The organism is Persicobacter psychrovividus (genome assembly GCF_036492425.1).
Taxonomy (GTDB): Bacteria; Bacteroidota; Bacteroidia; order Cytophagales; family Cyclobacteriaceae; genus Persicobacter; species Persicobacter psychrovividus.
Genome location: NZ_AP025293.1, coordinates 413,459 through 432,759 on the forward strand (window position 1 = coordinate 413,459; position 19,301 = coordinate 432,759).

The 19,301-nt window shown below is 42.1% G+C and carries 16 protein-coding genes; 14 read left to right on the forward strand and 2 right to left on the reverse strand.

The features are described from left to right. Positions 1 to 111: 111 nt before the first annotated feature. The 8 genes from AABK40_RS15275 to AABK40_RS15310 all read left to right on the forward strand — a co-directional run bounded on the left by AABK40_RS15275 (position 112) and on the right by AABK40_RS15310 (position 10,152). A complete protein-coding gene (locus AABK40_RS15275; protein WP_338398530.1) occupies positions 112 to 1,965 on the forward strand; it encodes a hypothetical protein in 1,854 nt (617 codons plus the stop codon). 264 nt (positions 1,966 to 2,229) lie between these two features. Continuing rightward, a complete protein-coding gene (locus AABK40_RS15280) occupies positions 2,230 to 2,445 on the forward strand; it encodes a DUF4248 domain-containing protein (protein ID WP_338398531.1) in 216 nt (71 codons plus the stop codon). A gap of 226 nt (positions 2,446 to 2,671) precedes the next feature. Further along, positions 2,672 to 4,069: an outer membrane protein assembly factor BamB family protein gene (locus AABK40_RS15285; protein ID WP_338398532.1), complete on the forward strand. Its 1,398-nt coding sequence runs from the start codon at positions 2,672 to 2,674 to the stop codon at positions 4,067 to 4,069. A 287-nt stretch (positions 4,070 to 4,356) separates the two neighbouring features. Beyond that, positions 4,357 to 6,675 (forward strand): hypothetical protein, encoded by a 2,319-nt coding sequence (locus AABK40_RS15290; RefSeq protein WP_338398533.1) that lies wholly within the window; start codon positions 4,357 to 4,359, stop codon positions 6,673 to 6,675. Positions 6,676 to 6,874: 199 nt separating this feature from the next. Beyond that, positions 6,875 to 7,468: a hypothetical protein gene (locus AABK40_RS15295; RefSeq protein WP_338398534.1), complete on the forward strand. Its 594-nt coding sequence runs from the start codon at positions 6,875 to 6,877 to the stop codon at positions 7,466 to 7,468. Positions 7,469 to 7,572: 104 nt separating this feature from the next. Further along, positions 7,573 to 8,415: a hypothetical protein gene (locus AABK40_RS15300; protein WP_332922705.1), complete on the forward strand. Its 843-nt coding sequence runs from the start codon at positions 7,573 to 7,575 to the stop codon at positions 8,413 to 8,415. 145 nt (positions 8,416 to 8,560) lie between these two features. After that, positions 8,561 to 8,941, forward strand: a complete 381-nt coding sequence (locus AABK40_RS15305; RefSeq protein ID WP_332918812.1) for a hypothetical protein — start codon at positions 8,561 to 8,563, stop codon at positions 8,939 to 8,941. A gap of 5 nt (positions 8,942 to 8,946) precedes the next feature. Beyond that, on the forward strand, positions 8,947 to 10,152 hold the full coding sequence (locus AABK40_RS15310) for a hypothetical protein (protein WP_338398535.1): 1,206 nt from the start codon (positions 8,947 to 8,949) through the stop codon (positions 10,150 to 10,152). A gap of 84 nt (positions 10,153 to 10,236) precedes the next feature. Here AABK40_RS15310 and AABK40_RS15315 read toward each other — a convergent pair whose 3' ends face one another. Beyond that, a complete protein-coding gene (locus AABK40_RS15315; RefSeq protein WP_338398536.1) occupies positions 10,237 to 10,824 on the reverse strand; it encodes a helix-turn-helix domain-containing protein in 588 nt (195 codons plus the stop codon). Between the two features lie 326 nt (positions 10,825 to 11,150). Continuing rightward, the gene (locus tag AABK40_RS15320; RefSeq protein ID WP_338398537.1) at positions 11,151 to 15,038 is read right to left on the reverse strand and encodes a T9SS type A sorting domain-containing protein; all 3,888 of its coding nucleotides are present in this window, start codon (positions 15,036 to 15,038) and stop codon (positions 11,151 to 11,153) included. A gap of 255 nt (positions 15,039 to 15,293) precedes the next feature. Between AABK40_RS15320 and AABK40_RS15325 the strand changes: the two genes are divergently transcribed. The 6 genes from AABK40_RS15325 to AABK40_RS15350 all read left to right on the forward strand — a co-directional run bounded on the left by AABK40_RS15325 (position 15,294) and on the right by AABK40_RS15350 (position 19,274). Further along, on the forward strand, positions 15,294 to 15,776 hold the full coding sequence (locus tag AABK40_RS15325; protein WP_338398538.1) for a hypothetical protein: 483 nt from the start codon (positions 15,294 to 15,296) through the stop codon (positions 15,774 to 15,776). A 173-nt stretch (positions 15,777 to 15,949) separates the two neighbouring features. Then, positions 15,950 to 16,243 carry a hypothetical protein gene (locus AABK40_RS15330; RefSeq protein ID WP_338398539.1) on the forward strand — a complete coding sequence of 98 codons (294 nt, stop codon included), beginning with the start codon at positions 15,950 to 15,952 and terminating at the stop codon, positions 16,241 to 16,243. Then, positions 16,222 to 17,181: a hypothetical protein gene (locus tag AABK40_RS15335; protein WP_338398540.1), complete on the forward strand. Its 960-nt coding sequence runs from the start codon at positions 16,222 to 16,224 to the stop codon at positions 17,179 to 17,181. The genes AABK40_RS15330 and AABK40_RS15335 overlap by 22 nt, the downstream gene beginning before the upstream one ends. Before the next feature lie 202 nt (positions 17,182 to 17,383). Further along, positions 17,384 to 18,313, forward strand: coding sequence for a hypothetical protein (locus tag AABK40_RS15340; RefSeq protein WP_338398541.1), 930 nt, complete (start codon positions 17,384 to 17,386; stop codon positions 18,311 to 18,313). Continuing rightward, positions 18,295 to 18,924: an AAA family ATPase gene (locus AABK40_RS15345; protein WP_338398542.1), complete on the forward strand. Its 630-nt coding sequence runs from the start codon at positions 18,295 to 18,297 to the stop codon at positions 18,922 to 18,924. Before AABK40_RS15340 ends, AABK40_RS15345 begins: the two co-directional genes overlap by 19 nt. Then, positions 18,924 to 19,274 carry a CHASE3 domain-containing protein gene (locus AABK40_RS15350; protein ID WP_338398543.1) on the forward strand — a complete coding sequence of 117 codons (351 nt, stop codon included), beginning with the start codon at positions 18,924 to 18,926 and terminating at the stop codon, positions 19,272 to 19,274. The genes AABK40_RS15345 and AABK40_RS15350 overlap by 1 nt, the downstream gene beginning before the upstream one ends. The last annotated feature ends 27 nt before the right edge of the window (positions 19,275 to 19,301 follow it).

Here is a 19,301-nt window from a genome sequence, read left to right on the forward strand (position 1 = left end):
TCTAAACTGGGATGTTATTCTATTTTGAAAAAGGCTACCTACAAGACAGTTATTTGTTGGGTATTTAAAGGCTGCTTTTTAACCAACTACACTTTTTTAAATTTTTACATTATGAAATCAAGCAATAGAGGAAATAAACTAAAAAGTAAAAAAGAGTTTAAGCCAAGGTATAAAAAATGCCCAAAATGTGGGACTTTTTTTTTAGGGGCATTAGCTGATCATGAAAGAGAGGGATGTAAAAACAAACCAAATCCAAAAGCTCATATTAAAGGTCAAAAAGTACGCTGGGAAAATGTGTGTAACCAAAATGGAAAGCGATACACCTCCAAAATAGTGATACCATTCGAGGAAATTCGTGTTTTACCAAAATTATTCATCTTCAAGTCAAAAGAATACACCTATGGCGTCGAGTTTGACCCTATCCTATTCTATGAAAGTCCATATAAAATAGGGGCATTCGGGGAGCTAAAAAGGAATAGAAAGTACGAGCCTTTGACAGTCTACTTTGAAGGAACTGAAATAGTATATATTCATGGCGGTATAAACAAATATATTTACATCCCTATTTACTTAATGCCAAACCCAAATAAAAGTATCATTAACCAAACTAAAGTAAGTGCAGACATAAAATTATCATCAATAACTGCATCTCCAAATAAAGACTTAGGCTTTAGGCATAATAATAAGTTGTTTTTATTACTCTCAGATGAGAGTAATCAACATCATATTAAATATCTAAAAAGTAATTGTTTTATATTTGGAGGGAAAAATAAATTCAACACCATCCAAAAAATAGCACCTCTCACTGATAAAAAAGTTTTTTCAGCCTGCTTTGATAACTTTAGAAACATCTTAAACTATGTTCTTTTCCCTGAGCCACATGATGTTGTAAAAGATAAAATCTTTAAAATTCAAGAAGAAGAAAATAGACAGCAAGAAAATAAGAAAAAGAAAAGGGACCGTAAAGCACTTAAACGCCAAGTTTCCTACGCCATAAAAGTATTTCGAGAGCTGAATAAAGAGCAGATGCAGATTAATCGATTCAGTGACATAATGACAGATAGATTTTGTTTGTTTGATATAGAATTTTTTAAGCAGTCGAATCAATTTAACATTTCTGATAGTCAAATTTCAATAATTGAAAAAAAGAACCAAATAGCACATGACAGGGCAAAAATTGTGCAACCTAAAGCATCTAATTTTCATGTAAAAAAAATAACTACCTTTGAAACTCAAACTTACTGTTTCTTATGGAAAAATATTGAGTTTAGACCCCAATACATAAAATTAATAAACGAAGAGAAAATCTTAACGCACCACCATCCCCAAAGCAGAATAGAATATAATTTAATAAAGGGAATCCTTGAGCGTGAAAGTACAGATCCAATTAAGGTGTCCATTCAAAACAATAAGATTATTTCTGTTGAAAACTTAGACTTCTTCACTAACTATATCAAGGTCTGCCCCTCTCAAAGTACGGATCTGTTTATTGATGTCCTTGATAATATTGCAGGATCTAACTCGCAGTTTTCCATGAATAATATTGATAAGGAGATATTACCATGTATTGACATTTTAATCAAAAAGCAATCATTGGATTATCCAATCTTATTTGTTAATGAGCGAGGTAATGTAGTCGGGGGTAATACTTTTACGCCAGGCTTTTTATTTACAATTAAGGAAGGTGATGATCAAATAACAGTCATTTGGGAAAGCTCAAAAATCAATAAAGCCACTTACCTGTTCACTACCAGTACATCGGACTATGAAGAAACTGTAAGTACTTTAGGGGGATTTATTGAAGAACAAGAGGAACTTAAAAGATCTACTTTAACTAATTGGGTCTCAAGAACCAAATATGATAACCCACTTGGCGTACGTGCAAAAATTCTTCATGCCGGCTTGAGACAGTGGCAAGCTGACTTGGAAGATGAATTAAATAGAATGAAGCTATATAGGTTGTAAGTATTCTGTTAATTTGTTACAGACATAATTTATCAAAGGGGCATAATGCTCCTTTTTTCTTTCAAAAAAGCAGGGCGAAAGTACTATGAAAGTACTATCAAAGCTGTATCAAAGTACCCTAAAAGCACTATGAAAGTGGTATAAAGCTCTATTGAAGTGCCCTGCAAGACCTATATAGCGCATTTTACATACATCCTGACCGCCTTTTTTTTGTATTTTACTTCAACACAAAACCCCACACCTATGAACCTCAAATGCCGCACCATGTATAAGCAAGATGTTGCTAACATTATTTTTGGACACGCCGCCTCAGCATCCGCATCCATGCAAGCGTTGAGGCGAGAGATTAAACGGTGCAGGGAATTACGGCAGAAGTTGAAGAGCCTATCATCGAATGATCGGGTGCATTATTACAATGCGCAGCAGGTGCAGTTGCTGTTTGAGCATTTTGGAATCAACACTGAGGATGCTTTGTTTTGATGTTTATGAGCTTTATCCTAATGCAAAAAGTCCTCGAAGGTACATTTGGACAGCTCCCGTATAAATCACCCGCCCACTACCAACAGCAGATATTTCCGTATCAACAGCTAAATTTAAGGACATAAAGGTTACTTTCTGGATTAATAATAAATATATTGAAAATTATTACTGGTCAATCAAAAAATACTAAAAGGGTGATTGGCTTTTTTAAAAAACATCAAAACCTATGAACTATTTAAGTCACCGTTTGGCCTTGACCCTTCTTGGCTTTTCTATTCTTTTTTATAGCTGTTCAAAAGATGGAGATCCATTAAATGATGAGGAGAACGATCAAGAAGAAGTCACTGACATCAACGCCACTTTGCAAGGGATGGAGTTTTCAGGCTTCTACCATGTTGGGCAACCATTGGGACCGGAGGACTATCTTAAGGCCTATTTTTATTTTAAAGAGCCAGGCAGTTATAATATTGTATTGAATCCTGGTAATGGTTATCAATTCACAGCATCGGGAGAGGTAACCTCGGTACCAAAACTCGAAACAATCCAATTGATTGGAACGGGGACTCCCCTAAACAGTCAAATAGACCATTTTTCATTCGGGGATGAATCACCACTCAAAACAGTGGATATTCAGGTAATGCCCGATAATTCGGAAAAGCTCATTTTAATCAGTGAAGAAACACAACATACAGGCATCAAATCCACTGTTTTACTCGATGCTTTGAATGATAACAAAGTGTGGGAAATTGACCAATCGTATGACTACGGTATTCTACATAACTCACATTTGATCGTGTCCTCTGAGGCTGGTATAGAAGCCTTGGATGCTTATACAGGACTGTCGGTTTGGCAACAAGGTGATCTTCAGTCTTCCGAAGAGATGCATATGATAAATGATGTATTGTACGTGCAAACAGAAAATGATTTATTTGTTGCAATTAATCCCGAGAACGGTAGTATCATTTGGACAGTTGAAAATTACCTAAGAGAGGTATATTTTCAGGAGGACAAAATCTATCTTCAAAAGGGGGATTACAGTATTTTCACTATTGATTACAATGGAAATTTCGACCAAAACATTCTCGATGAGGAATGTAGTTTAGTAGGTGTATTGGGAGAGGTATTGGTTTATTATAAAAATGGTGACCGCCAAGTCATAGGCTACGACTTAACTAAGCAAGAACAGGTATGGCATATAGATGATATTTGGTATAACAACCAAATCAACATCATAGGAAATAATCTTTTTGTAAGGCTGAGTGATGCTTTTGACGGAAGCTATGTTAAGTGCTATAATGGTCAAAGCGGGAATATGGATTGGGAATTTTCAACTAATGATGACTTAAATTATCAGTATCTGTACGAGGATGAAGTACTCTATCTGGCCTCTTTAAAGAATACAGTTGCCATAAATACTGCTAATGGTGAGCAATTATATCAAACAAACAATGGTTATATTTCCGGACTTGAATCCACGATAATAAAAGATGGTGAAACTTTATATTTCGGCACTATTAACAAATTGTGGGCAGCAGCAGCCCCAACTGGTAAGGTCGGAAATTGGTATCCTAAAAAGGATAACATCAAGATAAAAAATATATATGGAGTACTACCTAAAAAGTAGTCCGTATTGAATTGATAACAAAAAGTGCCCGATGAAGGAAGTCTGATAATGTGAGTTTCCGATCATCGGGTATTTTTTTATAGTAAAATTCCCTTCATAGTTCCCTCCTTAGTCAAGTAGTCAGTTGAGGCTAAAAAACACTAAGCACTCGCTTATTCTCCTTTGAATTTCTACGTTCAAATCCAATCAAACACTGACAAATTCATTCATCAACATTCAAATACATTCACTCACAAATCAGTAGCCCTTACATTTCGGTATGTTAATCCAAACATGAACCGGAAAGTATGAATGAAGATTTAGCCAATATTGCCAAAGTAGCTGCCGTCGGAACAGTTGTTGCCGGTGGTCTATATTTTTATAAGAAAGGCAAGAAGATCCTACCGGTGGCTGATCTGAAATTCACTTACCACCTTCCTCGTCTGCATTCGGTGGACTTGCAAAAGGTGGTCATTGCCGTGGACATTCAAGCCTACAATCCCCGCACGACGGCGGTAGCTTTAGGGCTGCGCCAAATTGTTGCCAACTACAATGGTGCGCCATTAGCATTTTCTGTTCCTCAGGGCAAAGTTCATGAGATTGCACCGACCTCTACGCAGGTGCTTCCAATCAAATTTGAAATTCCGCTTTCTAACCTCTTGGGGAAAGGATTGAAGATTTCACAAGTATCGACGATCCTTTCGTCCCTTGCTTTTGATCTGCACCTGACCGTCAATGGTGAACAGGTCAATCATCACTTAGCTTCTGAAGCTATGAGTGGATTTTCCGGCGAGTTGAGACAGTTAGGTATCACTTCCGGTCCTCGGAATGTGGCCGACGGTCGGGCGTACAATCACCTGATTAAATCTGTTGAAAACAAAGACATTTTACTCAAGCATGGCAACGTGTTTGATACGGTCAATGCTTGTATCCAAATCGTTGAGCGACACTATTTGGAAGTGGCTGATTTGGCCAAAAAACTCAAGGTGGCTAACACCCGAAATACCGCTAAAAATATTTTTGATTTTGCCTACAAACACCTGCAATACAAGCTGGACGAGGCGGGCACGGAGCAACTTCGTACGCCCGCCCGCTCCTGGCTTGATGGGCAAATTCGCTTCAAGCAGCGCAACGAGAAAGACGCCGGTATTGATTGCGATGACTTCTCGATTTTTTGCGGTTCTCTTCTCAAATGCCTGGGCATTCCCTTTGAGTTTCGCATCACCAAATACAATGGTAAGCGCAACTTTCAGCACATATACATTTTCATTCCTGACGATCAGGATGCAAGCGGTGAGATCATCATTGATCCGGTGCTTGACCGATTCGATTATCAGGTGCCCTATTCCTATGAACAATCCTTTCCTATGACGAATAGTAATGTTTCCGTTAGTAGTCTTGGCCTTCCGATTTATGCTCTGAGTGGGCATTCGGGAGGTTCAACAGCCGATGAGCTGGAGCTCGAAAACATCATCAGCGGTATTGATTTTGATGATACTATCGGGACGATCAGCGATGAGGACAAGACTTATAATTACCTCGTTCGCACCCGTGATTTCATATCGAAAAACCAAGACAATGCGAGCAAGATTGCCCACATTCAGAACCCTGTTCAGTTTTTGGATATGCTTAATCAGGCGATCAAATATTGGCATACGCCGAAGCGTGGACCGATACTGGATAAGCTGGAATTACTGGAAGAAAAGCTCATGGATGCCGATTTCATTCAGTCGGATTTGTTGGGCATTGAGGACTATTTGGACGCCGAAGATCAGGAACTCGACGGGCTTGGATTATTCCGAAGACGCAGAGGCAAAAAGCGCAGACGTGGACGCTTTTTCAGTGCCCTCAAAAAGATTGGAAAGAAGATTGGCAAGTTCGCCAAGAAAGCAGTCAAAGCCGTGGTACGTTTCAATCCGGTTTCAATTGCCGTGCGCAACGGATTGCTGTTAGCCTTCCGTACAAACATGTTCGGGTTGGCGAAAAAAATGCAGTACGCTTACTTGCCGGATAATATGGCAAGTCGCCACAATATTGATCCGGCAAAACTCAGACAGATCAAAGCCGCTTTTGCCCGTGTGAAAAAGATTTTCAGCAAGTTGCAAGGCAAGAGCCACAACTTGAAAAAGGCGATCATCAAGGGAGCCAAGCAAAAAAGCAGGGACTTCTCATTGAGTGGCTTCGGCGATGTGGAGTTTTACGATGATGAGTTCGGAGGCTTCGGAGCCGTGGCAACCGCCGCAAGTGTAGCCGCCGCAACACCGGTTTTGGCAAAGATTGGATCGTTCTTCAAACCGATCAAAGACATATTCAAAAAGGTCAAATCGAAGGTGCGTAATATCTTTCCAAAACGGAAAAAGAGCACTGCATCAAAACCGGTATTAACCCCAACACGAACAACAAGCCGAAGCACAACGGCAAACCAAAGAACCATGCCGGCTACGACTTCATATCAAAACCCGACGACAACAAACTCATCGGTCCCCGCTGTTCCGGCAACGCAATCCAAGCTACCGATCAAAAAAATCTTGATTGGAACCGGTATCCTTGCCGCCGTTGGTGGGGGAATTTTCGCCGCTACCAAATACATGAAGAAGGATGATTTGGGGGGTATTGTATTGGCATAATTGACCGTTTATCCCACAGCTAAAGCAATGGGCTAACAGCGTGAAACCCATTGAAATGGGTTGGCTTGGTGGTTCAATTGAAACTACATATTTGATTGGATGCACAGCACTAACCTACTTCAGTAGGTTTTTCACTGGTAGGCCATGGTTTCAACCATGGTAAATAAGCAATGGACATAATTTCAAACCTATAATTAATATGGCAATAAGAAATAAACAACAAATCGACTTCATGAAAGCCGCCGAAGATGTAGGCAAACCATTGAGCCTGGTCATCGGATTGGTGGGTGGAAAATACCTGCTCAAAAGCCTCAATAAATCAACGACTGTCAAAGGATTGGCTGGAACTGACTTTAAAGAAATGCTCGTGCCTGGCATCGTAACGATCGGTGGACTGGTCGGCACACAAATGGCCTCGAACGAATACCTCAAGCTCGGCTTGTTGGGCGTTTCAGGTGCCGGAATGGAAGAGGGATACAAGAAAATGACCGGTAAATCATTGCTTCAGGGGCTCGAAGGGATCTTGGGTGAGGTTGAAGAAGATGAACCGATCACTATTCCGCTAAATGCGAACCCTGGGGCATTGCCAGCTGCCAACCTGGACATTGAGGCGATCATGGAATCGGATGCCATGCGGGCATTACCTACGGGACAATCGGGCACCCCTTCTTATCATTATGATGATGAAACCGACGAGTATGTCAGCGGCGTCGGAGCCTCGAACCTACCCGACGGCGTGGTGCCTGATGCCACCGATATGGACGTCTTTGCCGGCGATATGCTGACGGCTTAAAAAATACTGGTCTTAGCGACCCACTAAGGCCCAAAATCCCGTGGTCTATCACGAGAGAGACTCTCGCGATAGATATGAATATTAACCTATAAACAACAATTTCGATGCAAGATGTAAGCGAAGAAAAAGACCTTTTCCCTTCGGTCGAGGAGATCGAGGGTATTGAAGAATCCATGCTGGATCAAGAAGAAAGTCAGTTCGAGAAGGAAGACGCTGAAGATGATGTGGTCGAAGGCATTGGCGAGATCGGTCGTGTGAACCGTGCCAAAAGACGTGCCCGACGCAGAGCAAAGCGCAAGGCTTCACGCCGTAGAGCGGTGCGAAAATCCTTCCGTGCCGGTCAAAATGCCATTGCCCTGAAAACGGGCATGACCAAAGATTTGACCTCCAAGGCGCACTTTGAATTGCGTCGCCACCAGTTACCCAAAGACGTGCAGGAAGGTTTGAGAACCGCCCGTTTGCAGGTAGTCGATTCGGCGATCTACACAATCAAGTCAATTGAAAACAAGTCCGATATTGACCTGATGGAAAGCTCGGACGATAAGAAAACCGGTCGCACGAACCTGAACCGTGCGCAGTTGGATAACGGTAAGTTTTTCCTTTTGACCGGTATTGTGTTGGAGTATGCGCATGGTGAAGATGAGAACGACACTGATCCTTCCAACTTCCCGTTTGGGCAGTACGCCTACCCACCGCAAATCATGAACGGTACTTTTGAAATGACCCTTGGCACGAAGGTGATTGTACCGGAATTGTCATGTGGTATTTTCGATGATTCTGACACAACGAAGCGCAAGTTTTATTATGGTCTGGACAACCCGAAATGGTTGAAGCCGGCAATGGACATCACCCCTCGTTTGAACATGCCAAAGGCGGTTGTGGGAGACGGCGTTTATGCGCCGGCAGTGAAAGTTACCTTGATCGGTGCGATGATTGAGAAGGCGTAAACGTACAATTCCTGCCGCGAGACTCCGTCTCGTGGTAGGTTGATGATCGGTCTATCACAAGATGAACTCTGGCGATAGAATCAGAAACCAAATTGTGGGGCTGGCAGATTGTCAAGCCCTTTTTTTCATCCAACCCAAGCCTACCATGGAACAACAAATCAAAAAAATTCAGGTGATAAAATTCACCGCCAAACAGGGCAACACTGTTGAGTATAACGCCAACACCAAGACCGAACATGACCGCATTGTTGGGGCTTTTTTCCGACTGTCCGAACCCGAAGCATTGTTAGGGGCAACGGTCCGAATGTGGATCGACGATACCGAAATTATCCCTGATGATACCGAAGTGGCACTCTTGCATCATAGCGATGATATGAGCATTGATGAGGTCGCTTTTCCACTAAACGAGAAAGCCAAAAACAGCCCTATCCGAGTGCTCTACAAAGACGATGCGAAGAACATGGCCACCGATCAGGATTACGAGGTCCGACTGTATTTGCTTGCTGTTATTGATCCGAAAAAATAAGTGCAATGAGCTATCACTACCATACCGTTAAGTTGCGTGTTGCCGGCGATCATATTAAGTCGGAACACCTCTTGCCCGCCGACTGCAAACAGATCACGGGCATGGCGTACAGCGCCTTGTCGTTGAGTGAGCTCGAAAGCAATACCGTGCCGGTAAGCCTGACCTTTCCTTCAACCAAATTGCAGGAAAACTTGTCCAATATTGACCTTGAAAACAAATATGACGCACTACTCAGTCAGTCAAGTGAATCTACTGCACGAAGTTATTTCAAATCAAATTTTGTTGATCTTCTTAAAGGCGCATTGCTGTCGGGTATTGTTTTTACAACCGTGGATCAGCAGGTGATAGCCGACCGGTTATCGGAGCTATTGAACGGCACGCCCTTTATCGATTATATCTTTGAATATGACACCTTTGAACGGTATATCGAAAAGCGGCCATTCAGCTCAACATCCTATCGGGAATATCAGCGCATCCGTCTCGAAATCACAATCAAAGAAAGAGTCATTTCCTATTTACAGCGTAACAGCGCTCGGATATTTTACTATGATAAAGTCATACAGTCATTCCCTGAATCCCCCATGAGGCAGGTGATTTTTCCCTTGGTTTTTCCGCAATCCATTTTGCTGGAAAATTTGCGGGCAATGGACCTTCCGATTGACTATCTGGCCAACACTCAAACCGAAATATCAGCACAACAATACTTTCAGCAAAAGTTCATTCCGTGTTTGGAAGAGAAGCTATTCGAGCACATAAATTATCGGGCCATTGCCAATAGCGAACTGCAAACAAGGCTGCAATCTATCCTCAAAGATCCGACTTTCACAGCCGCCATTTTTGATAACGATTATTATACCAACTACCTGAAGTACAAAAAGTATCCGGTGAGTTTAGCCGAGATGTTCAACCGCATCATTTTCTATTTGAGCAAGCGCAAAAAGGATATTTTCTTTTATGAACGACAATACATTGACTACCCCACTCAAAGCGGTGAGCAGACGCTAATCACCACCCTGATTAACGGTAACAGCTTCCTATTACGGGATTTTCCCCTCCCCCTGAACCGTAGGCTCAAACCGATCAAAAAGGAAATAAAACCCTTTGCCGAACCAATCATGGTCAATAGCAGCGCAACGATCCTGATTAAAAACAAGTCCGGACTACCGCTTGATTGCTATGTCTATTTTCAATACCAAACTGAAGGAGCATGAATACCCCCAAACCAACAACCACCCCAAAACGCAACAGCTCCCGCCTGGTCGTCAGCGTGAAAGTAAAATACTTCTGGGGCGAAATTATTGATGTGCAAGTCGGTTACTTCCGAGGCCCCGGCGCCAAAAAATTATGCCTTCCGTTGCCGTATGATCCGTTGGATCCGCAATGATGGTGGGTTTGGGCGTAGCGATCCTGTTTGTGTGCCCACAGCTAAAGCAATGGGCTACCATAGGGCTTGATGTTTCATTTGAAACACTTGTTTTAATGGACTTATCGGTTTGATCTGGCTTGCAGGTCGGTACGGACGTTGCATGCAACGTCTCTACATTGTGGGTTGTATCAACACTGGTATAGGTCAAGCACGCAGGTCTGACCCTACGCCTCCAAAACCGATAAGGATTCGGCAAGCGCATACTGATCTTTTTATAGAAGGTAACCAAACCATAGCGCATGCCGGTGCGCATCATCAGACCGTTGGCGATGGCCCGCTTTTGCTTGCGGGCAAAGGAGGCATACATGGCATTGTACACCCCATTGATGCTGTATCTTTTCAACTCACGGGAGATCGTCGAGCGGTGCACACCGAGGTATTTGGCGATCACGGATTGCGATAGCCGAGGGGCGAAGTGCTGGAGTAGCTGACGTTGTGGGTGGGTGAGGTGGGGCATAATGCAAATAATTTTAGTAAATAAACGTAAGGGAGGAGGCAATGGTTAGTGATTAGGGATTAGAGGTTAAAGATTAATGATGTCTTAGATCAAGTTGATGATTTGGAAAAATAATCTGTGAACTGATATAATACGCCATCTGACCTGGGCTGTCGATTATTCTTGTACCTCACGGTACTGACGTTGCATGCAACGTCCCTACGTCAGTAGAAAACATGTTCTTAAATGGTGTGATTGCATATCTTCGACAGGCAATCATCAAAACGGTCACAAAAAAAGACCGACATTGAACATATCGGTCTTTCTGTTTATGGTTAAAAGAGGGCTTATTGTTTCACGAATCGGATCGTCGCCGATGCCGTTTTCAATAAATACATTCCCGAACTCAGCGATCCAATTTCTATCCAAGCATGGTTGTCTCGGAGTTCAACAGACTGAATAATTCGTCCGTCAAGCCCTAAAATCTGAACCGAGCGGTCCGTTCCCAAACCTTCCACAAATAGTTTATGTGAAGCAGGAACAGGGTACACTTTCAGACCACTGGATATGTCATTAGCAAGCACTCTTGAGAATACTGCCTTGACCTTCACATCAGCCGTGATATTCTCCAACGTATAGGTTGAAGGATTGCCGATGGATTCGTCGTTGATGAATACCTCTAAAAGTGCTCCTCCTTTGACAGGGGTAAAAGTAAATTCGTGATTATCACCATATAATGCACCTTGAATAAAAGGCTCCACCTTACCATGACCTTCAATTTGAATATTAACCTTGTACTGATGACGATTAGCAGAAATCTCGAAGTGTTGATTTTTAGTCATGTCTAAAGTTCCTGATTGGTCTCTTTGGGTATCATTAATCAATAAGCTAAGAAATCTGGCACCTTCCCCAGTGATGATATCATAATCGAGATCTATACCAGGAACATACTTCCCTACGGCAGGTATCTGCTCTACACCATTTAACAATTCACTTGTTATTTGGATAGGGGTATTCCATTGGTGAACAGGTCGCAAATAGAATGGATCATTAACCTCATTTTCAATTTGCCAGGACGCATCAAAATTCCAATGATCTCCTTTAAATGAATTTATATCTTTAAAGGCTTGAGTTGTTAGTGGCTCAGCTCCTTTGGCAGTTTCACTATTGGCAACATCTTTGTCAAAATAATTGTGTTCTGGTGTGGTAAAGATAGGTGGACTCCAAGAAAAGGGGTCATATTCTCCTTCCCCTATTTGTGTGCTTGCAGAGTAATTATAAGCAATAGTAGAATAATTGAACCCTACTCCTAAAAGGCCTCCTGTTGCGGATGCTCCTGAAACATTTACCTTCGTATAACAATGAAGAATATCAAAATCCTGTAATCGCCCAATCAATCCTCCCACACGGTAATTTCCATGAACCTTTCCTGTAGCAGAACAAGCTACCACTTGGTTGTCATGAGCATTACCTGCAAGAATACCAACATTTGTCCGTCCAACAACAGTCGCGTCTCTAAAATGAAGGTTGAACACGCGACCCGTTAGATGTCCAAAAAAGCCAATTTTTTCCTCGAATGATCTGTTGATATATAAGTTTGATATTTTGTACCCTTGACCATTAAACTGTCCACTTAAATTGATCGGTCTAAATCCTTTTCCTTCATTCCAATGAGCAGTCTCGGAGGCATCAATATCATTCATTAAAATAAATGATTTCGCGTTTAATTTACTTGTATGACTAATAATTTCCAAATGCTCAAGTTTGGTGATCTGGTAAGGGTCCATACTGCTTCCTGTACCCTTGATATCTAATTGACTCTTATCCCAAATAAAATGGGCTGATAATTGATATGGGGTGTCCGCCATTACTTTGAAGTTATAATTTGGATCAGTGGAAAGTGTATCTTTTCCTGCCTGCCAATGAGAGAAACGGTAACCCTTATGCCCTCTAACCGAAAGTTTTGCAGTATCTCCAATATAATAAGCTTGATCACCTGATAAGGACTTTTCAGCCTCTACAGGAAAAACACTAATATTCAATACCTTATCATAAATCATTGATTTCAAATAAGGTCTCGGATGCTCATCAATTTCATCAATTTGACGAATCTCCCATACCTTGTCAAAATCAAAATAGGGGAACCGATCTTCATTGGCAAAAGCATCGGTTGAAATCCCGTACTCTTCGGCATCTATGATTGTATAAGCGGACGGATCTAATATATCCAAATCGAAATATAGGCCCACCCCAGAATTAGTCCCCGTTCCATTTTCCTTATAGACTACTCCTCCATAGGATTGATAAGATGAAGTAGTATGATAGGTTCCCATCGAATAAGATAGACTGATATGTCCAGAATTCTCTGATACAAGACCACCAATACCAGCATAATGAGTGGCTGCTTGTACATTTGAGAAACAATTAAAAATTATCCCTTCAACCCCATTTGATCCAACAAGCCCACCAAAATCACTATTCGTTTCCACGGACCCTATAGCTGATGACTCCGTAATTATCCCTGCATTATAGCCAGCAATCATTCCTCTTTTTGTTCTCTGATCAGAACTTTCACTGATTATTTCACCTTTTATATGGCAATTATTGATCGTTCCATAGTTTCTCTCTACTAACAACCCTTCAGGCGATCCACTGTAAGTAGGATTCAATAATGAACAATTTTCAAGTCTTAGATTAATAATTTCACCATAATTTGCATAAAATGCTGTATGCGTGTCAAAAACATCAAGATTTGCGATTGAGTATCCGTTGCCGTTAAACACTCCTCCAAGGTCAAGGATTGAAGTGAATTTCGCACCGTCAGGTCTTGTTCGTGTTATACTTGCATCAATATCATTAACAAGCTCAAAGTGTTTATTCTTTAAATTGAGATTATAGGCTAACTGCTCAAACTGTTCAAAAGTTCCAATCTGAAAAGGTTGTTCACGGCTTCCGTCTCCCCCCTCAAATGAATAGTCCTCCTCAAGCCAAATTTCAAGTTCATTTGCCATTCCTTGTTTAATCGGAATCACACAAGGGTTGTCAAAGTAGTCCACTCCATCAACTCGTATATGAGAAAATTTGGTCCCAGCCCCCAATTGAAGAGAAATTTTAGCTGTTTCATCAAACCCATATCCTTGTTCGATACCTTCCGAGAATAAGCACATATTGACCAAGTTATTGGGCATCCAAGATTCGCCATTTTTCACAGTAAATCTAAAAGGTTGTGAAAAAGCCTTTGGTACGGGTATTATTCCATTCTGTTTAAAATCAGGATACTCTCTGAAATTATGAGACTTCCTAAAACTTTCATTGAAATTTTCTGCAGAAGAGAACTGCTCCCTATCTAATAAAGTACACCCCTGAGTATTGACATTCGGTGGTAGTTGATCCTTATTTGCATAGTTTGCCAAGTACCTATTTAAAACACTCTGCCCAACAAGAACACCAACATTTTTATTAGCTGTCAGCATTCCCAAGTTACTAGAAAGCTGTATATAATTTAAACTATTTTCTGATTTACCAATAAATCCTCCCAACCACTGATCAGCTGATATTGATCCATAGTTTTGACTAAGGGATATGTACATATCATCTCCTGTCGATTTTCCTATTAGCCCACCCGTCAATGAATCTCCTTCGACATCCGCCAAATTGAATAAACCGCTAAAGGAAGAATAAGATCCTTGAGCATTCATCTGCCCAATATGCCCACCAACATATTTCTTTCCTTTAACTGAGCCAGACACCACCACATTATTTAAATCTGGAGTGACATCCCAACTTCTACCAATAATCGCACCCGTGTAGTCTGCTCCAATTACCTCTACATTTTCAAATATCAGATTTTTTATTGTTCTTCCTCCATAAGAAATAAAGCCCACGCTATCTTCATCAGGTCGGTTGATATAAAGGTCCTTAATTTTAAAGAACTGCCCTTCTATATTACCACGAAAACCTTTAATCATCGGAAAGCCTTTGCCTTCATACCAGTCTTTGGTTTCAGAAGCATCTATATCTGACATTAACTGGTAGGTCTTTGTTAATCTTTCGTCACCACCTTCTTCCGATTCATCACCGATAGCAATCCATAAAAGATGTGACGCCTTACTTATTTCATAATAGTAAGTATAGTAATCTACATTAAAAACAGGTGGCTTTTCCGCCTGAGGTTGTGCCATGGCTATTTGGCAAAAGAAAATGAGTATAGCCCATAAAAAGTAGTGTACCCGCATGTTGAGTATAGGTTAATATTAAATTGTAATAATCAGTAATAATAGATAAATATAGTATTATAACTTTGGTGTTCATAGATAATTTAGCCAAATAAAAACAGCTATTTTTATATCGGCAGTAAGTGGATGGTGCGAGTAGAAGGGTGATTTGTCCATTTAACTAAATTTTATTAGCAAAACACAACCAAATATTTTAGTATCAGTATAACCAAACAAGAACTAATTCCGACGAGCGCAATCTTTTATTGACTAACTATGCAAAGATTCGTCGAAGTATTGATTCCTTCCGAGCAGATCCAAAATTTCGGAAGTGTGGACGGCTTCTCCGTAGCCGTTAAAGAGGCGCAACTCCGCCGTGAGCGTTTGGCTTACAACCTGAGTGTTCAAAATTACCGTGATAAAAATGAAGCCGCTGACTTGCAAAGACGTCAGTTGCAGATCGTTGAGCTGGAAGCGCAAAAGCAGGTGCTTCAGACCAAGATTGACAATGAGACCAATCCGGACAAGCTCCGTGAGTTGGACATTGACAAGCGCAAGGTGGAGATCTCGATCGAGGACCGCAGTTATGATCTGGAGATGGCAAACCGCTCTGATTTTACGGATGTTCAGGCTAAAATTAATTGGGAAAATGAGATGGAACTGTTGGATGAACTGATGGTGGCTTTGTGTACGGAGTTCGCCACCGGGGCCATCGGCAGTGGTACGATAATTTATAACGAGGTGGAATATACCGCCTAAACTTTAGTTTTAAAGTTCGTTAGACTTAGTTCGTTTATGGACACCCGTGGGCTCACTTGCGGGTGTTTTTTTTGTATGTACCCCACGATTATTATGTACCCACAGCTAAAGCAATGGGCTACCAATAGTCAAACCCGCTAAAGCAGGTTGGTTTGGTGGTTTATTGAAACGGTATGCTTGATTGGATCCACGATTTCAATTGGAACACAGGACTGTACGGACGTTGCATGCAACGTCCCTACCGTCGGGTAAACCATGGTTTGGTTCTTGAGCTGGTCGAAGGAACAACCGTGGTGGACAAAGGCGTCCACATTTCGGGACAAAACCATGAAGGAATGATGAAAGATATACTGCTTGAGTGGTTATGGAAAATGGTAAATATGCTGATTCTTCAGTCGGTAGGTGTTGGTTCGATGTTGGTGTTTTTGAGGATCCTGTGGATCAAATGGAAAAGAAAACGGGGATGATTTTAACGCAAGGCGATGAAGCGAAGAGCATTACGGCCATTTTTATGGGCGTGAGCATCAACAAGAAATTGGACAATCCCTATGCGCCTTCGGCGGTGAAATTCTCTTTTGCCCTGAGTGATGGTCGTCGGATGGTGAGCCTTCCGGCTTCGGGCGAGACGGCGCAACAGGTTGAAAGAGTGTTGAGCCGTAGCTTCCAATTGAACGAAGAAGCGCAGGCGAATTTCATTGAAAAATGGGATCAGGCGATTTCCAATAGCAGTGCCGACCGTGAAACCCGATACATCATTACTGGCAATATTTTGCAGGCGACGCCGATCTACAAAGGCAAACTAATCAGCTATACGACCGCAGATGATAAGGTCAAAAAAGGCATTTTGGTGCCTCCTACCTGGTCGTTTAAAGAGAATGCTCGGCATGTGGTGGTGCCCGCTTCGCAGTTGGGAAAGGTGCTTAGAGGTCTGAGCGTCGGGCAGTCGTTCAGCATGATTAAGAAGGTTTCTTTTATGCGGCAACGGGGGCGATTCAACATCATCATCAAACAGCATAAAACCTATCAGATGATTTATACCGACTGGGATTTGATTAATCTGATGGAACAATCGGACGGTTTTCAGAAGGTTTCCGACAAGATGAAAGCGTCGTTTGTAGATGAAAATTTGGATAAGGTGCTCGACATTTTGAGTGAGAAATATTCAATCAATGCGCAGTTGGATCGGGAGAAATATGATTTCGAACCACCGGAAGAGGTGCCGAAAGATGACAATATTACGGCAGAAGCATTGAAGCTGTTTGACCAGGATAAGAAGGGCTTTGATAAGCGTTTGAGTGCGCAGGCAAAGCGACAAAAGGCGAATGACAAGAAGGCTAAAGGTAATCTTAAACTGGCTCGAATGCGGGCAAAGGCGATTTTGATTTTGCAGGCGCAGGTTTTGTAACCGCTAAGATATTGTCCACAGATTACACAGATTTCCACAGATTATTTTTGGTAATGGTAATCCTGTAAAGGCGTAATTCATTACGTCTCACGTATCGGGGAAACACTTATTGATCCAAGCAGGACGCTTGAACCAATGACGATGGGGGGCCCCCAATACCACCCCCAACTCGCCTAATCATTAAACATTAATCATTAAAAACATGACCCTAAACATCAACAACTACAAAGATCAAGTCAAGAAAATTGATTTTTCCAAACTCCCCAAAGCGTTGCAGGAGGCGCATGAGCAGTTTGATGATTTCGCCGAATTTTACAAGGAGGACGATCAGATCAAACAGATGTTGGACAATCATTTCAAGCTGGTGATTAAACACACTTCGTCCAAAACGGGTGAAAAGAAAACGAGCACCACTCGAACAACAGCGAAGCGCACGACTAAGAAAGCACCGGCAAAAAAGGCAAGTCCACGGGCGAGGAAAACAGCGGCGAAAGCCACAACCAGAAAGACCACAATATCTAAAACAGCTCGCAAAACGACAGCGAATAAAACCACCACCCGCAAGGCTCGGACCCCAAAGGCGGCGGTGCGCAAACCGAATGAAGTTTCGGCGATGCCAATGGAAGTGCGCCTGATGCGTCGTTACAAAAATTTGCACAATAAAAAGGTAACGGTTAAGCAAATCATCTTGCTATACAAAGCGATCCAACGGGCGGCGATTGAAAAGACGATCCGCAAAAACAGTGCGAATGCGGACATGATTTTGAAGATTGCCAAGGAGCTCAACAATACTTACCAAGAAGCCAAAAGTGATACGTTCACCTATGAAATTCCGAAGAAATTATACACGGATGTTGAGGGCACGGTGGCGATGTATGGCATCAGTGCGGCAGTGAGCTTGGTCAAACGCTTCATTGGTTTGTATCACACGATCACCGAAGAGAAGGCAAAGCGTTTGCTCAAATCCATTGAAAACAGTCTGAAAAATCAGAAGGTCAAAAAGGGCGATTACGGCTTTGCGCAGGTGATGAAAGTGCAGAAAATTTTAAAAGACTATTTGAAACAAGATCAATTGATATTGAAGGAAACAGAGCTGGCAGGCTTGCAAAAAGTTTGCGGGCGGGGAAAGTAAAAGCCACTGCGGACCGTTCGGATGCGGTTTCCGGCAGTGGCAATCTCGGTGCTTTTGATGTCGTGAGTGCGGAGCAACTGAGCGCAATGAAATTCAATACGCTCAAGTTGCCCGCACCCTTTTCCGGCTTGTTGGGAGAACCCTTTCAGCCTTTCTACATGATGATCTACGGCAGACGATTTCAGGGAAAATCGACGGTCGCTCTTTGCCTTGCCAACGCTTTGGCGAAGGTGGGGAAGAAGGTACTTTTTGTGAGTAATGAAGAAGGACTTCAGGGCAGTTTGCAGGAGAAAATCAAACGCCTGAAGGTGGATCAGCACATTGATTTTGTGCAGGATTTTCATGAAGGACAGCTCAAGCAATACGATGTGGTTTTCATGGATTCGGTACAGACAATCGGCTTGAAGGTCGAACAGTTTCAAGCATTCAAACAGCGGTACCCGAACTGTTCAATCGTGATGATCTTCAAACAAAATCGGGACGGCAGTTCAAAGGGCGGGTCCGACTGGGAGCATGATGTGGATGCGATCATGAAAGTAGAGGACCGGTCGGCGACGATGGAAAAAAACCGTTTCCCCAAAGCAAAACCCAAAACCTATAAAATATTCTGATGGAAGTATTCGTAAGCAAATCCTTTTGGCTGATTATCGGACTGTTCGGCAGTCTGATCGTCGGCATTTTAAGTGTCATCATTAGTCGAGCAATCGGCAATATGGCCTCCAAACATGACCTTGTTGCGCACGTGGACCTACTCACCAAAGACATTGTTTTCTTGAACAAAGAAGTGTCCGATATGCGCCGTGAGATCGGCAAAATTCACCGATCGGTGGATGAGCTCAAATGTCAAATCAATGATAATTATATGCACAAGGAGCTGATACAGCAGAGTATTCAGCACTTCACGCAGAAGATAGATCATATCAGTGAGGTGGTGGATAAGTTCTATAAACCGCAACAATAATATACCCTTGAGAGACTCTCAAGGGTC